11 protein-coding genes are annotated in these 15,109 nt (G+C 72.5%); 4 read left to right on the top strand and 7 right to left on the bottom strand.

Annotated elements, in window-relative coordinates:
* Positions 1-4 precede the first annotated feature (4 nt).
* Positions 5-709, top strand: a complete 705-nt coding sequence (locus tag C4U44_RS12765) for a DUF4232 domain-containing protein (RefSeq protein ID WP_103885877.1) — start codon at positions 5-7, stop codon at positions 707-709.
* A 76-nt stretch (positions 710-785) separates the two neighbouring features.
* Here C4U44_RS12765 and glpK read toward each other — a convergent pair whose 3' ends face one another.
* The 4 genes from glpK to C4U44_RS12745 all read right to left on the bottom strand — a co-directional run bounded on the left by glpK (position 786) and on the right by C4U44_RS12745 (position 5,323).
* Positions 786-2,306: a glycerol kinase GlpK gene (glpK, locus tag C4U44_RS12760; RefSeq protein WP_103885876.1), complete on the bottom strand. Its 1,521-nt coding sequence runs from the start codon at positions 2,304-2,306 to the stop codon at positions 786-788.
* Positions 2,307-2,459: 153 nt separating this feature from the next.
* Positions 2,460-3,305 carry an MIP/aquaporin family protein gene (locus C4U44_RS12755; protein WP_103885875.1) on the bottom strand — a complete coding sequence of 282 codons (846 nt, stop codon included), beginning with the start codon at positions 3,303-3,305 and terminating at the stop codon, positions 2,460-2,462.
* A 132-nt stretch (positions 3,306-3,437) separates the two neighbouring features.
* Positions 3,438-3,980, bottom strand: a complete 543-nt coding sequence (locus C4U44_RS12750) for a universal stress protein (RefSeq protein ID WP_235032036.1) — start codon at positions 3,978-3,980, stop codon at positions 3,438-3,440.
* Positions 3,981-4,066: 86 nt separating this feature from the next.
* Positions 4,067-5,323 carry an SLC13 family permease gene (locus C4U44_RS12745; RefSeq protein ID WP_103885873.1) on the bottom strand — a complete coding sequence of 419 codons (1,257 nt, stop codon included), beginning with the start codon at positions 5,321-5,323 and terminating at the stop codon, positions 4,067-4,069.
* Positions 5,324-5,893: 570 nt separating this feature from the next.
* Here C4U44_RS12745 and C4U44_RS12740 point away from each other — a divergent pair.
* Positions 5,894-7,777, top strand: a complete 1,884-nt coding sequence (locus C4U44_RS12740) for a helix-turn-helix domain-containing protein (RefSeq protein ID WP_103885872.1) — start codon at positions 5,894-5,896, stop codon at positions 7,775-7,777.
* A gap of 200 nt (positions 7,778-7,977) precedes the next feature.
* Positions 7,978-8,283 (top strand): zinc-ribbon domain-containing protein, encoded by a 306-nt coding sequence (locus C4U44_RS12735; RefSeq protein WP_103885871.1) that lies wholly within the window; start codon positions 7,978-7,980, stop codon positions 8,281-8,283.
* A gap of 102 nt (positions 8,284-8,385) precedes the next feature.
* On the opposite strand, the gene C4U44_RS12730 is transcribed toward C4U44_RS12735, so the two are convergent.
* Positions 8,386-8,991 (bottom strand): TIGR03086 family metal-binding protein, encoded by a 606-nt coding sequence (locus C4U44_RS12730; RefSeq protein ID WP_103885870.1) that lies wholly within the window; start codon positions 8,989-8,991, stop codon positions 8,386-8,388.
* A 612-nt stretch (positions 8,992-9,603) separates the two neighbouring features.
* Between C4U44_RS12730 and C4U44_RS12725 the strand changes: the two genes are divergently transcribed.
* On the top strand, positions 9,604-11,520 hold the full coding sequence (locus C4U44_RS12725) for a transglycosylase domain-containing protein (protein WP_235032035.1): 1,917 nt from the start codon (positions 9,604-9,606) through the stop codon (positions 11,518-11,520).
* Here the strand turns inward: C4U44_RS12725 and C4U44_RS12720 are convergent.
* Together C4U44_RS12720 and C4U44_RS12715 are read right to left on the bottom strand one after the other, a co-directional pair.
* Positions 11,510-12,781: a polysaccharide deacetylase family protein gene (locus tag C4U44_RS12720; protein WP_235032034.1), complete on the bottom strand. Its 1,272-nt coding sequence runs from the start codon at positions 12,779-12,781 to the stop codon at positions 11,510-11,512. The two genes, C4U44_RS12725 and C4U44_RS12720, sit on opposite strands and share 11 nt — an antisense overlap.
* Positions 12,782-12,931: 150 nt before the next feature.
* On the bottom strand, positions 12,932-14,935 hold the full coding sequence (locus C4U44_RS12715) for a S53 family peptidase (protein ID WP_103885868.1): 2,004 nt from the start codon (positions 14,933-14,935) through the stop codon (positions 12,932-12,934).
* Between the last annotated feature and the right edge of the window lie 174 nt (positions 14,936-15,109).

The following is a 15,109-nucleotide window of genomic DNA, read 5'->3' as shown; positions in this document are numbered from 1 at the left end:
CGCGATGCGGACCACGAGGGCCACGAAAACGGCGCGGGCCACACCGGCGCCGCGGCAGCGCCGGAGCCGGGCCGTCGCGGTCGCGGCCGTCGCGCTCGCCGGAACCACGGTGCTGGGCCTCGGACTTGGCGGCTGCGGCTCGCAGAGCGAGGCCGGCGTGCCGGGAGCCGTCCGGACCGCGCGCGCGTACTCGGTGCACACCGACACCCTCCCCCCGGACTTCGGAGCGACGCACCCGGTGCCCTCCCCGGTCACGCCCGTGACCACCACCCCGCACGCCCCGCCCACCCCGACCTGCACCGGCACGGGGGCGAGGGTCGGCGTCGGCCCGGTCGACGGGGCGATGGGCCTGCGCCAAGTCCTGGTCACGCTGACCAACTGCGGCACCACCGCCCTGGCCGTCGACGGTTATCCCCGACTGCGGCTGCTCGACGAGGACGGCCGTACGGTCGACGTCCAGGTGCACCACGGCAACGACATCCGGGACAGCGTCACCGACCCCGGACCCACCGCGCTGACCCTGCGCCCGGGCGGGCGGGCCGTCGTGGTGCTGGCCTGGCGGAACACGGTCGTGGAGTCCACGGTGCCCGCCACGAGCGCCGCCACCCTCGAGTTCACCCTCGACGGGGGGAAGCAGCGGGTGCCGCTCTACGTCGATCTCGGCAACACCGGACGGCTCGACGTCACCGCCTGGCACCGCCCGGAGTAGCGGCCCGAAGGCAGGGGGACACGTCGAAGGGCGGCCCCGACACGAGGTCGGAACCGCCCTTCCGCCGGATTGCCGGCTACTCGACGTCCACCCAGTCCAGTGTGCGGTCGACCGCCTTCTTCCAGCCGGTGTAGCCGGTCGCGCGCTGCTCGTCGCTCCACTCCGGCTGCCACCGCTTCGACTCGTGCCAGTGCTCGCGCAGCTCGTCGGTGTCCCGCCAGAAGCCCACCGCGAGGCCGGCCGCGTACGCGGCACCGAGCGCGGTGGTCTCGGCGACCACCGGGCGGCTGACCGGCACGCCGAGGATGTCCGCCTGGGTCTGCATGCACAGGTCGTTGGCGGTGACGCCGCCGTCCACCTTGAGCACGTCCAGGTGCACGCCGGAGTCCTGCTCCATCGCCTCGACCACGTCGCGGCTCTGGTAGCACATCGACTCCAGCGTCGCCCGGGCCAGGTGGCCGTCGTTGTGGAAGCGGGCCAGGCCGACGATCGCGCCGCGGGCGTCGGAGCGCCAGTACGGCGCGAACAGCCCGGAGAAGGCGGGCACGAAGTAGATGCCGTCGCTGCTGTCCACGGTCTTGGCCAGCCGCTCGCTCTCCGGCGCCGCCTTGATGATGTGCAGCTGGTCGCGCAGCCACTGCACGGCCGAGCCGGTCACCGCGATGGAACCCTCCAGCGCGTAGACGGCCGGCGCGTCACCGAACTTGTAGGCGACCGTGGTGATCAGGCCGTGCTCCGAACGCACCGCCTCCGTACCGGTGTTGAGCAGCAGGAAGTTACCGGTGCCGTAGGTGTTCTTCGCCTCGCCGGGCGCGAAGCACACCTGGCCGACGGTGGCCGCCTGCTGGTCGCCGAGCACGCCGCAGATCGGCACCTCGGTCGTCGTCGGCCGGGACGGACGGGTCTTGCCGAACGCCTCGGGGTGCGAGGACGGGTTGATCTTCGGCATCATCGAGCGCGGGATGCCGAAGATGCCGAGCAGCTCGTCGTCCCAGTCCAGCGTCTCCAGGTCCATCAGCATGGTGCGGCTGGCGTTGGTGACGTCGGTGGCGTGGATGCCGCCGCCCTTGGGGCCGCCGGTGAGGTTCCACAGCACCCACGCGTCGGTGTTGCCGAAGATCGCGTGGCCCTGCTCGGCCGCCTCGCGCAGGCCGTCGACGTTCTCCAGCATCCACTTGATCTTGCCGCCGGAGAAGTAGGTGGCCGGCGGCAGCCCGGCCCGCTGCCGGATCAGGTCGCCGTGCCCGTCGCGCTCCAGCTTCTTGGCGATCGAGTCGGTCCGCGTGTCCTGCCAGACGATCGCGTTGCCGTACGGCCGACCGTTGCGCGGGTCCCACACCACCGTGGTCTCACGCTGGTTGGTGATGCCGATGGCGGCCAGGTCGGCCGCGGTGATCCCCGCGTTGCGCACCGCGGTCTGGATGACCACGTTGGTGCGCTCCCAGATCTCGGTCGGGTCGTGCTCGACCCAGCCGGGACGCGGCAGGTACTGGGTGTGCTCCAGCTGGTGCCGCGCCACCTCGTTCCCGTCGTGGTCGAAGATCATGAACCGGGTGCTGGTGGTCCCCTGGTCCACCGCGCCGACGAAGTCCGCCATGGCTTGCTGCCTCTCCTGGATCTCCTGGGTCAACGAAGGTGTGGCGTGCGGGAGCCGGACCGGCTCGGCACGATGCCCGGGGCGCCCGGTGCGGTGACCGCTCCGGACCCCCGGGCTCCGTCGGGTTCCCCGGACTCGCCGGGGCACCCGGGTTCACTCCTGCGGGATGGGTGCACGGCCCGGAGGTTCCGGTTCCGCGGTGGGCAACCACATGCCGACGAACAGCTTGTAGGCGATGCCGCCGACGAGGCCGCCGATCAGCGGACCCGCGACCGGCACCCACCAGTAGAGGTTGCCCCATTGATCTCGCCAGGCTGTGCTGTAGCCGGTGATGTAGCTGGCCAGGCGCGGCCCGAAGTCACGGGCCGGGTTGATGGCGTAGCCGGCGTCCGTACCCCACGCCATGCCGATCGCCACCACGACCAGGCCGATGATGAAGGGGCCCAGGTTCGCGCGGGGCGGGTTGTTGAGGAGGTCGGTCAGCGCCAGGATCAGGATCAGCAGGATCGCCGTGCCGATGATCTGGTCGCGGAACGCGCCCCACTCGTGCACGCCCGCGGCGATGTTGCCGTTGCCGGGCAGCGTGGAGAAGACGAACTGCGTCTTCAAGGTGTGGCCGGGGTCGGCCCGGGCCAGTACTTCGGTGTAGTTCCACCGCACCAGCAGCGCGGCGCAGAACGCGCCGAGCAGCTGGGCGATCCAGTACGGCACGACCTTGACCCACGAGAAGCCCTTGAAGACCGCGAGGGTCAGGGTCACCGCCGGGTTGAGGTGGGCGCCGCTCAGTCGTGCCGCGAGGTACACGCCGAGCGTGACGCCCAGACCCCAGGCCCAGGCGATGCTGTCGTGGTCGCCGAGACCGCCCGGCGGCGTGGTCAGGGCTCCACCGGCGACGACCTGGGCGACGACGCCCACGCCGAAGAGGATGAGGATCAGGGTGCCGGCGAACTCAGCGGACAACTCGCCGATCAGCCCTGAACCGCGTGCACGTGGCGCCATGTCGGCCTGCTTCCCGCCGGTCGTCGGGCAACCGGCATTGGCTCGTGATCGCACTTCTGCTTCTACTCAAGGAAGCACGAGCGACCCGTTGCGGCCTCTACGGATGAGCTGTTCGGGGGGCGTGCGACGCTTCTAGGGGGCGGGAGGCGGTGGCGGTGGCGGGATCGTGTCGGGGGCGGGCGCGGACTCGGGCCAGACGAGGAGGACCGCGCACGGGGCGTGGTCCACGATGAAGCGGCTGTGCGGGCCGAGGCTGTGCGGCCCGAGGTGGGTGCGGTCACCGTCGCGGGCGAGGACGAGGAGGTCGGCGCCGTCGGACTCGGCGACGACCTCGCGCTCGACCCGGCCGGTGCGCTGGCGGGTGGTGCAGGGGCGGGCCAGGCGGGCGGCGGCCTCGGCCAGCAGCGCCTCGCCGGAGGCGGTGGCCTGCTCGGACAGGGCCAGGCCGGGGTCGCGGGCCGGCCGGCCGCGGCCCAGCAGGCCGGCGAACGCGCCGTGCGCGGCGCCGGCCACCTCCGGCTCCGGGACGTGCACCAGGACGATGTCGGCGTCGCCGGGCGCGTGGGTGCGGACCGCGTCCACGCAGGCCGGCCAGGTGCCCTCGACGATCCAGGCGACCACGTGCCGGACGGCGCCGTTCGTCCCACCCTGCTTCGGGGGCCCGGGCCTGCTCACGTGCGGCGGGTGCGGGGGGTGCGGCGGCTCGTGGGGACCGGGCGGACCGGGGGGACGGTGCGGCGGCGGGGGCGTGGGCAGGGGGATCAGCCTCCGATCACGGTCAGCGACAGCCACAGTGCCACCACCGCGACCAGCAGCGTGGCAGGCACGGCGATCGCGCCGAGGCGGGTGAACTCGCCGAGGTCCACCTCGGCTTCGTGGGCTCGCACGATACGCCGCCACAGCAGGGTGGCGAGGGAGCCCGCATAGGTGAGGTTGGGGCCGATGTTGACGCCGAGCAGGACGGCGAGGACCGCGCCCGCGCCGTTCGGCGCGGTCAGCGGGAGCAGGACCAGCACGGCGGGGAGGTTGTTGATGAGGTTCGCCAGGAGCGCGGCCAGCGCGGCCAGGGCGAGCAGCGCGGGAAAGCCGGTGCCGCCGGGCACCGCGTGGCCGAGGGCGGAGCCGAGTCCGTGGTCGACCAGCGCGCGCACCACGATGCCCAGCGCGAGCACGAAGGCCAGGAAGGGCACAGCGGCTGCCCGGACCAGGGCACGGGGGGTGGTGCGGCGCCGGATCAGCGCGCGCACCGCGAGTACCGCCGCCCCGGCGAAGGCCGCCCAGGCCGGGTTGATCCCGACCAGTGAGGCGACCACGAAACCGGCGAGCGTGCAGCCGACGGTGGCGAGCGCGAACCGGGGCAGCGGCGGCCGTTCCGTGGTCCCGGTGGGATTCGCCCCGGCGGCCAGGTCGGTGCCGAAGAACCGCCGCAGCACCACGTACTCCACGCCGATCGCGGCCAGCCAGGGCAGCACCATCAGCGCCGCGAACCGGGTGAAGCTCAGGCCGCTCGCCGCCAGGGCGAGCAGGTTGGTGAGGTTGGAGACCGGCAACAGGAGGGACGCGGTGTTGGACAGGTGGGTGCAGGCGTAGACATGCGGTTTGGGCCGGGCGCCCAGCCGTGCGGACGTCGCGAACACCACCGGGGTGAGCAGCACGATGGTCGCGTCCAGGCTGAGCACCGCGGTGATCACCGAGGCCAGCACGAACACCTGCCCGAGCAGGCGGTACGGGCTGCCGCCGGCCGCGCGGGCCATCCAGCCGCCGCAGGCAGTGAACAGTCCTTCCTCGTCGCAGAGCTGGGCCAGCACCAGGACCGCCGCGAGGAAGCCGATCACCGGGCCCAGCTGCTGCGCCTCGGCCCGGGCGTGGTCCAGGGAGATCGCCCCGGTGGCGACGGCCACCGCGGCGGCCGGCACCGCCACGACCGCTTCCGGCAGCCCCCAGGGGCGGACCACCGCGCAACCCAGGACGAGGACCAGGAGGACGGCGCTGAGTGCTTCGGCCGCGGCGTTGCTCATCCGGCGGTCCTCACGGCGTGCGGGGTGTTCATGCGGACGCGTTCATAGGGTGCGGTGCGGCCTTTCCGTCGTCAGGGCGCCGGGCGCCGGCCGGGCCCGGCGCGCTCGATTGCCAGTGTGAGGGGTGCCGGCCGCCGCGGGCGGCTGCGCCACAGGTCGGGCCGGGTGTGCGTCGGGGACGGCGTGGTGCACGCGTGCCGTCGACCCGGGCGAAATGGTGCACGGGGGACGTGGTGCGGTGCTCGCACGCACCTTAGATTCGACGTGGTCGGCGGTCCGCGGGCACGGGGGGTTCACCGCTCGGGGGAGGGGATCGCCGACCGTTCACGTGTCCTGGCCGGGTGCGTGCCGATGCCGCACCGGCCCGTTCCGCCGCCCTGCGCGGGCGATTCGCGCCCCCCTGGGCTTTTTGGCGACGGTGAGTGGAGCTTACGCTTGGGGTTGACGACCCGGGCGAGCCGCGCAGGACCGATGTCGTCGGTGGTACGGGACGGTTGGCCGGGGGGCCGGACCCGGCGCGCCGCAGCGCGGCGGTGCACGGCTCGCCCTCCGCCGACCCCGGGAGCCAGCGTGCTCACTCTCAACGACCTCGCGTCCGCGCCCGACTTCGGGTTGACCCTCGTCACCGGCGACGGCGGCAGCGAGGTCGAGCAGGCGCTGGTGCCGCGGGACCCGGACGCGGAACTGGCCGGCGCGCTGATCGAGCGGGCGCTGGTGGTCGCCGACCCCGGCCGGATAGGCCACCCCGACCGGCTGGTGCGGACGCTCGCGGCGGCCGGCGCCGCCGGGCTGGCGCTGGCGGGCACCCGGGCCGGCGACCCGCGCACCGCCGGGCTGGTCGCGGCGGCCGCGGCTGCGGGGGTGCCGCTGCTGGTCGGCCCGCACCCCACCGTCGCCTGGCGCGAACTGGCCGCGCAGGTCGCCGCGCTGGGCGCGGGCGCGGTGAGGCAGCGCAACGCCCGGCTGGCCGGGCTGCTGGACCGGTTGCCGGTGCCCGGCGCCGACGAGCGGGTGACCGTCAGGCAGCTGACCGCGTATCTGGCCAGGGAACTGGACGCAGAGGTGCTGGTGCACGCGGACGGCGAGGCGCTCGCCGCCGCGCCCGCGGCGGCGGCCGCCTCGCTCGCGCCCCTGCTCGACGCGCCCGTGGGGATCCGTCAGCGCACTGCGGGAGGCGGCTACGCGCGGAGTGTCATGCTGTCGGCCGCCGGTGACGCGACGCTCGTGGTCGCCACCAAGGAGCCCGACCCCGATCCGGTGCTGGTCGCGTACACCGCCAAGGCGCTGCGGGTGGCGCTGGCGGGGCTGCGCGAGCGCCGCACCACCTGGGCGGTCGGCGACGCGCTGCGCGGGGTGCGGCTGTCGGCGTTCCAGCTGTTCATGACCGGGCACACCGTGGCCGCGCAGCGGGTCGTCGCGGGGATAGAGGGCTCCCTGCTGGACAGCGACAGCGTGCGGGTCTTCATCCTCGACTGCAACCGCGCCTCCCGCGAGACCGTCCTCGGCGAGGCCGAACGCGTGCTGGCCGACGTGGCGTTGACGGTGCGCTGCCCCGCCTACCAGCGGCACCTGATCTTCCTCGCGCCGCGCTGCTCGACCGCCCGGGCGGAGGAGGGTCTGCACGGGCTGATGCACTCCTTCGACGACGCCCGCACGCTGCTCGGCGGCAGCCTCGTCCACCCGCTGGACGCCGTGCCCGACGCGTACGGCGAGGCGCTCGACTGCGTGACCCGGGCGGGCCGCAACCCGGACCGGGTGGCGATGGCCAGCCGGGTCACCGGCATCGTCGACGTGCTCGCCCCCGACGTCGCCCGCGCCTGGGCCACCCGCCTGCTGCGGCCGGTGCTGGCGATGCCGAGGGGCGGGACGCAGATCCTGGAGACCACCGCGATGGCGGTCGAGTTCGAGATGTCCGCGACCGCCCGGGTGATCGGGGTGCACCGCAACACCGTCACCCGCCGGGTGCGGCAGGTGTTCGACGCGGTCGGCCTCGACCAGGACGGCATCCTCGACCGGGTGGTGCTGTCACTGGCCGCGCAGATCGTCGCGCGGTACGGCAACGAGCCGCCCGTCGGGCGGGACGACGCGGACCACGGCGCCGTACCGGATCTGCACACCCTGCTGTCCGAACCGGCGTTGCGGGCCTGGGCGGAGAGGGTGCTGCGGCCGCTCGCGGACGACCGCCGCGACCTGCTGCGCACCGTACGGGAGTGGGTGCGGCACGGCTGCCGGTTCGAGCCCGCCGCCCTGTCGCTGGGGATCGCGGCCAAGACGGTGCGGTCGCGCATCCACGCGGCCGAACTGCTGCTGGAGCGCGATCTGACCGGGGAGACGCTGCCCGCGCCGCCCGACGAGAGCGAGCACCGGCTGGCCAGCATCCGGCCGCTGGCAGTGGCCCTCTACGCGACCGCGCGGGACGGTGCCCGGCCGCCGTTGCCCGGCGGCAGGGACTGAACGGGGCGGCGGGCCGCACGCGTTCGGGGCCCGTTCCGCACCCGGCCGGGCCCGTTCCGCGCCCGCCGCGCCGCCGGAATGGCATGGATAGGTAAATTCCGCTGCCCGGCTGCCGTGTTGTCGCCCGGGTACGGCACACTGTGCTCCTTGACAGCGAGTCCGTCGCAGGGGCGGGAACTCCAGGGGGAAGGCGAACCACCATGATCATTTGGGGCACCAGAAGTTACATCTACCAGCTCGCGATGATCACGCTGCTCTGCGGCCGTTGCGGCAACCCGGCGGCGCACACGCTCCGCAAGCGGGTCATGAAGTTCACGCTGTTCTTCATCCCGCTCTTCCCGATCAGCTCCAAGTACTCGACCCAGTGCACCTTCTGCGGCGCGCAGACGGCGATGCCCAAGGAGCAGGCCGAGCAGCTCCAGGCGCAGGTCGCGAGCCAGGCGCAGCCGCAGCCGCAGGCCGGCCAGCCGGTCCCGCCGCAGGGCGCCAACCCGTACCAGAGCTGACCTCTCCGGGCGCCGCTCGCTCCCGTACTCCGCGTACCACCGCGCCCCGGGTCCCGGACGAGCCGTCCGGGACCCGGGGCGGAGCCGTGTGCGCGCCGGCTCCTAGGACGCGGGCTGCCAGTGGGGGTCGCGGCCGGTGAGGCCGATGACCCGGTCCAGCAGCGGCGCGTCCGCGGGGACCGTGACCGGGGGGCCGAACGGGCTCTGCGCGGGGTGATGCTCGGCGAAGGGGGCGAGCATCGCGTGGCACGCCTCCAGATCGGCGGGCGCCGGCTGGTAGGGCTGGCCGGTCGAGCGGGCCAGGTCCCAACCGTGCACCACCAGTTCGTTGAGGACGACCACTCCGGTCTGCCCGGCGGGGAGGGTCACCCCGCCGGCCTGCGTCATGCCCTCCCAGGCGGCCGGGTCCTGCCAGGTGGCGACCAGGCCGTCCATCACCTTCGGCAGCGCGGTCCGCCAGGACCCCTCGTCGTCGATGTCCGGCACGATCGTGCCCGGGGGCGTCGCGGTGGAGGGGCCCAGGTCCTTGCGGCCCGCGTCGGTGAACGCGGCGGCCAGGCCGATCAGGTGGCCGAGCAGGTTGCGGACCGCGAGCTCGGGGCAGGGCGTCGGACCGCCGAACTGCCCGTCGCGCACGCCCTCGGCGAGCCCGGCGACCCTCGCCGCGGCAGGGCCCAGGTCCAGCATCCGCGTCACGTCGTCCGTCATGGGTGACTCTCCCTCGTTCTGCCCCGCGCCCGCGCTGCGCACGGCGCGATCCGTCCTGTCACCCAGGTCAGACCCGCAGCACGCCCGGAAGTCATCGGTCCCCGGGTCACGGATGCGTAACCTCCGCCCCACGCGGGCCCCGAGAGCCCGGCGGCGGTCCGGGGGAGGCCGTCCCGGGACGCGCCAGGTGCGGGGGCCCTGTTACAGACCTGTGAAGATCTCGCCTCATTCCGCACTCAACTCCCCCCTAAATTCGAACAGTTGGGGGGCGGGGGAACGCCCTTTCCGAGGGTGCCGGCAGGAGAGTGCATGTTTTCACGGCTCGGGCGGGGACAACGGCGGCTGCGGTTCAAGGCGTTGGCACGGCGCGTGGCGGCGGCCCGCCCGCCATGGCCGAAGCGGGCGGCCGGCGGCAGCGAGAACCGCCTGGCACGGCTGTTACGGCGATCCCGGCGGCGGCTGCGGCGGCTTCCGGGCGTCAAGAGGCTGGGCGGACTGCGGCGGCTTCCGGGTGTGCGGCGGCTGGGGGGGCTACGCCGGCTGCGCCCGCACTATCCGCGGCGGGGCCGGACCGGGTGGCGCCGCTGGCTGCCGTCACCGCGGCAGATCATCATGACGTTCACCTGGGCGCTCCTGGCGCTGGTCACGCTGGTCGGCTGGGCCTACGAACATACCGCGATCCCCACCGACCTGAACGCCTACGCGACCCAGCAGGACAACGTCTACTACTGGGCGGACGGCACCGAGATGGCCCGGGTCGGGCCGGTCGACCGGCAGGCGATGCCGCTGGACCGTATACCGACCTCCGTGCAGTCGGCGGTGCTCGCGGCCGAGAACGCGTCGTTCTACTCCGACCCCGGCGTCTCCCCGAAGGGCATCACGCGGGCGGTGGCGACCATGGCCACCGGCGGTGAGACGCAGGGCGGTTCGACCATCACCCAGCAGTACGTCAAGAACGTCTACCTCAACCAGGACCAGACGGTCAGCCGCAAGATCTCCGAGATCTTCATCGCGATCAAGCTCGACCGCAAGATGAGCAAGCAGCAGATCCTCGACGGGTACCTCAACACCAGCTGGTTCGGCCGCGGTGCCTACGGGGTGCAGCGCGCAGCGAAGGCGTACTACGGCGAGGACGTCTCCCAACTCAACCCCAGTCAGGCCGCCTTCCTCGCCGCGCTGCTCAAGGGCGCGGGGGAGTACGACCCTTCGATGAGCGCCGCCAACCACCAGCGGGCGGTGGACCGCTGGAGCTGGGTGCTGGACCGGATGGTGAAGACCGGCAAGTTGTCGGCCGCGCAGCGCGCCACCTACACGAAGTTCCCGGAGCCGATCGCGCCGCCCAGGCCGGTGGGCCTGAGCGGGCAGACCGGCTACCTCGTCGACACCGCGCGCGCCTACATCTCGGCCCACAGCGGTATCTCCGACCAGCAGTTCGACCTCGGCGGCTACCAGATCTACACCACCTTCCAGAAGCCGAAGGTCGATGCGCTGGCCGCCGCCGTCAAGAAGCGGCTCGGCACCCTGGACCCGGCCGGCCGCCCCGCCGACCGCGACGTGCGGGTCGGCGCCGCCTCCGTCGCCACCGACGGGCGGATCCTCGCCATCTACGGCGGACCGGACTACATCAAGCAGGGCTTCGACGACGCCGACATCTCGATCGTGCCGGCCGGCACCACCTACGCGCCGTTCGTGTACGCGGCCGGCCTGCGCGACGGGGTGGTCCGCGACCGGGACGCGCCACGCGCCGCCGTCAGCCCGTCCTCGCCGTACGACGGCGACGACAAGGTGCCGATCCAGACGCCCGAGGGGCCGTACTGGAGCCGGGACGGGAAAGTGGTCAAGACCGCGAACGCCGGGGGCCGTTCGTACGGGAAGATTCCGCTGGGCAAGGCCGTCGCGGACGGCGTGAACGGGCCGGTCACGCAACTCGGCATGGACGTCGGGCTCAACCAGGTCCGGCAGGCGTCCGTCGACGCCGGCCTGCTGCCCGACAGCGGCTTCGCCGAGCAGATCCCGGACTTCTCGCTGGGCACCTCCACACCCAGCCCGATTCGGATGGCCGACGGGTACGCCACCTTCGCGGCCGGCGGCACCCACACCGATCCGTACTCCGTGCTGCGCGTCACCCTGAAGGGCTCGCAGATGCCGCTCAAGTCGCCCGCCGTCACGCACCCGTTCACCCCGAAGGTGGCCGGGGAGGTGGACGACGCGCTGCACGACGCGGTCGGCACCGGCGCCGGCGCCGGGCACGCGGTGGCGCAGGCAGGGCCGGGGCTGGCCGGTCTGCCGGGCACCGCGCCGGACGACACCTCGGCCTCCTTCGTCGGCTACGACCAGGAGATGGCCACCGCGGTCACGCTGTTCCGGATCGACCCGAAGTCGCAACTGCTGGAGCCGCTCACCGGCATCGGCGGACGGTCGAAGAAGAAGCCCGGCAGCGACTACCCGACGGACATCTGGACCCGCTACATGGCCGCGGTCCGCCCACCGGGCGACCCGCGGCCGGGAGCGACGCCGGCTACTTCGTGAGGAAGGTGGACCAGTCCGGGGACTCGCCCGGGTCGAGGTTGCGCAGCTTCGCCACCACGGCCGGGTCCTGCAGGTCCAGCCAGTCGCACAGCTCCTTGAAGGACACGCACTCCACGCCCTTCTTGGTGCAGACGTCCTTCACCACGTCGGCGACGGCCTGCATGTAGATGCCGCCGTTCCAGTCCTCGAAGTGGTTGCCGATGAACAGCGGGGCCCGGCTGCCGTTGTAGACCCGCTCGAAGCCGTCGAGGTAGCCCTGGCGGGTCTGCTTCTCCCACGCCGGGTACTTCGCCGGGTCGCCCTCGGTGACGTCGCCGCCGGACTGGTTGTAGAGGAAGTTGAAGTCCATCGACAGGCCCTGGAAGCTCTTGCCGGGGTAGGGCACCAGCTCCAGCGGGAAGTTCCACACCCCGTCCTTCTTCGCCGGCCAGAGCTGGAAGTCGCCGGGCGAGCTGGCGTCGTACCGCCAGCCCAGCTGCTTCTCGGCGGGCAGCAGGTTCTTCTGGCCCTCCAGGCACGGCGCGCGCCCGCCGACCAGCTCCTGGGCGTAGTCGAAGGGCAGCGGCGGGATGTCGGTGTCGCCGGTGTTGGTCTTCCAGTTCTGCACGAAGGAGTACGCCTGGTCCGCCTCGCTCAGCCACTCCTTGGTGCTCCAGTTCGCTCCCGCGCCCTTGTCGGGCTTGCAGAAGTGACCGTTGAAGTGGGTGCCGATCTCGTCGCCGTCCTCCCAGGCCTGGCGGAGCTGCTCGATCGTCCACGTGATGTGCTGGTCGGTGGGGAAGTCGATCGCGGAGGAGCCCGGCGGGTGCTGCGGCGGGTGGTAGAGGGTGCGCTTGTCCTTCGGCAGCAGGTAGATGCCGCTGAGGAAGAACGTCATGTTGGCGTGGTACTGCTTCGCCAGGGTGCGGAAGCGGGAGAAGTCGTGGTCGTCGCCCTCCAGCGCGCCGTCCCAGGAGAACACCACGAACTGCGGGGGCTTCTCGCCCGGTTTGAGCTTGTGCCAGCTCGGCTGGTTCGGTTGCGGTCCGGTGTAGGACGTGGAGCCGTCGCCGATCACCTTGGTCTTGCCGTCCCACTTGGGCGTGGCGCCGGTGGTCGGTGCGTGCCGGACCGGCGGCTGCGTGCTGCGCGGCGCCGCCTTCGCGTGGGCGGAGCCCCCGCCGCCGCCTCCATTGCCGACCGCGATCAGCGTCACCGTTAACGCGGCGGCCACCCCCGCCGTGGCGAGGCCGGCCACGGCCCCGCGCTTGAGCTTCGCCATCTGTGCTCGGGTCCCCCCGTACGGCACCCCAGGTGCGGGTGCGTCCGGGTCCATTATTCAGTCGATCCGATCACACGTGCGGACGGGCCCCCGGTGGAGGAGTCGTCCTCCACCGGGAACCCGTCCGGTTCAACCGGTGCCGCGCGCGGCCTACTTCTTGAAGTCGAACGACTTCAGGTAGGCGGCGTTCGGCGAGCCCACGCCGGTCGCGTCGTCGTAGCCGTGCACCGCGTTCAGCGAGGTGTCCTCGCCGAAGCCGATCAGGCGCACCAGCAGCGAGCCGTTGACCACGCCCGCGTCGTAGACGCTGCTCAGCGGGGTGCTGCTGTGCAGGGCGTTCTTGTCGACGACGTCGGTGACCACGTGCGAGCGGGCGTAGATCCCCGGGTTGGCGAAGCCGATCGCGTGGTGGCCGGCCTGCATCGCGTCGGCCTGGACCGCGGCGAACTCCGGCGAGGAGACGCTGGTGCCGCCGTAGCCGCCCTCGCTGTACGCCGCACCGTCGGACATGCCGACGAGCACGGAGGTGTACAGGTCACCGACCATCGAGATGTCCGGGGTGACGCGCTGTGCGGTGGACACCTTCTGACCGGTCATCAGGGTGTGCGAGAGCGTGTCGGGGACGACGCCCTTCTGGTAGCCGGGCTGCGCGAAGTCCTCGCTGGTACCGCCGCCGCCACCGAAGTAGAACGGCGCCGCGGCCGCGGCCGGGGTCCAGCTCTTGCCGTCCGCGGACAGCGTGGAGCGCGCGGTGCCCATGTCGGTCTCGAAGCCGTACGCGCCGGACTTGTTGGCCAGACCCAGCGCGGTGCCGCCGACCGAGGTCACCCACGGGTCGGAGTCGGGCCAGTTGGCCTGGGCGCGAGAGGTGTCGGCCTGGCAGTTGACGCCGGTGGCGGCCGCCAGCGGGCTGCTGTCACCGCAGTCGCCGGCCGAGAAGCCGATGCCGATGCCCTCGATCGCGGCCTGCTGGAAGACCTGCTCGTAGGCGGCGATCTCCGACGCGGTCACGTCCGCGTTGTCCGTGGTGTGCATGATCTCGCCCCACGAATTGGAGACGACATCGGCGAGGTGCTTGTCGACGATCGTGGTGATCGCGGCCAGCAGGTCGTCGTCGTTGCAGGAGTTCGCACCGACGTAGACCACGTTGGCGTCGGGGGCGAGGCCGTGCGCCATCTCGACGTCGAGGGACTCCTCGGGGGCCCAGCCCTCCGGGCCGCCGCACAGGTCCTGGTCCGTCCACTGGGACGAGTCCACGACCTCCGTGTACTGGCCCTTCTTGAACGCCTTGTCACCGTGGTTGGTGGCGTACTGGTCGGCGTCGGCCTCCATGGTGGAGCTGCCGTAGGCGTCGACGATGGCGATCGTGGAGCCCTTGCCGGTCAGACCGCTGGAGGTGATGCCGTACGCCTTGCGGATCTGCGAGGGGTACAGCGAGCACTGGTCGAACGGCACGTCCTTGCTGGTGTACCCGGCCGGCGCGCCCTTGGCGGTCTTCTGGCCCCAGTACGCCGAGCAGGTCGCCGTGGTCGGCAGGCCCTTGTCGGACTTGGCGCTCTTGGCCGTGGTGGCGGCGTCGGCGGTCACCTTGTGCGAGTCGGGCTGCGCCTTGGTGGCGGTCGAGGACAGGCCGTCGACGCCGAGGATCGCGCTGGAGACCGAGGCCGGCACCTTCAGGTTCGCGGCCGGGGCGTGACGCAGTTCGCCGGCCACCTTGTACTGGTGCTCACCGGTGCCGAAGGCCTTGGTGAGCGCCGAGTTGGTGCCCTTGACGGTGATCGCGTGCGAGGTGGTGGAGAGCACCTTCAGACCGGAGTCCTCGGCCCACTTCTGCACGGCGGCTATCTGCGCCTTGGTGGCCCCGAAACGGGCCTGGTACTGGGCCGGCGTGAGGAACTTGCCGTAACTGGAGCTGCTCGGGTCCGAGACGGCCGTCGCGTACGCGGTCAGACCGGCCGGGTCCTGGCCGGCGAGGTACACGGTGCCGGTGATCTCGGTCGAGGACGACACCGAGCCCGCGTCGGCCGAGGCGGTGGCCCAGGCAGGGTGGCTGCCGGTGATGGTCCTGGCGGACGCGGCCGGCGCCGACGCCTGGGAGGGCGAGGCGAGCAGCAGCGACCCGGACAGCAGAGCCAGCGAGGCGGTGGCGACCACGCCGGCGCGCCTTCGGGGGCTACGGGGTTTGTGTATGTGGGTGATGACGACTCCAACGTGATGGTCCGTGAGAGGAAAACGTCAGGCACCGGCCCTGTACCGCATGCTCGTTCACGACCCGCACCCGGCCTGTAGTGTGCACGCCACGTGAGTGTTGTGGGAATACCGTATGGC

It is taken from the genome of Actinacidiphila yanglinensis (assembly GCF_900107965.1).
GTDB classification, from domain to species: Bacteria; Actinomycetota; Actinomycetes; order Streptomycetales; family Streptomycetaceae; genus Actinacidiphila; species Actinacidiphila yanglinensis.
This window is presented reverse-complemented; position numbering and strand designations above follow the sequence as displayed.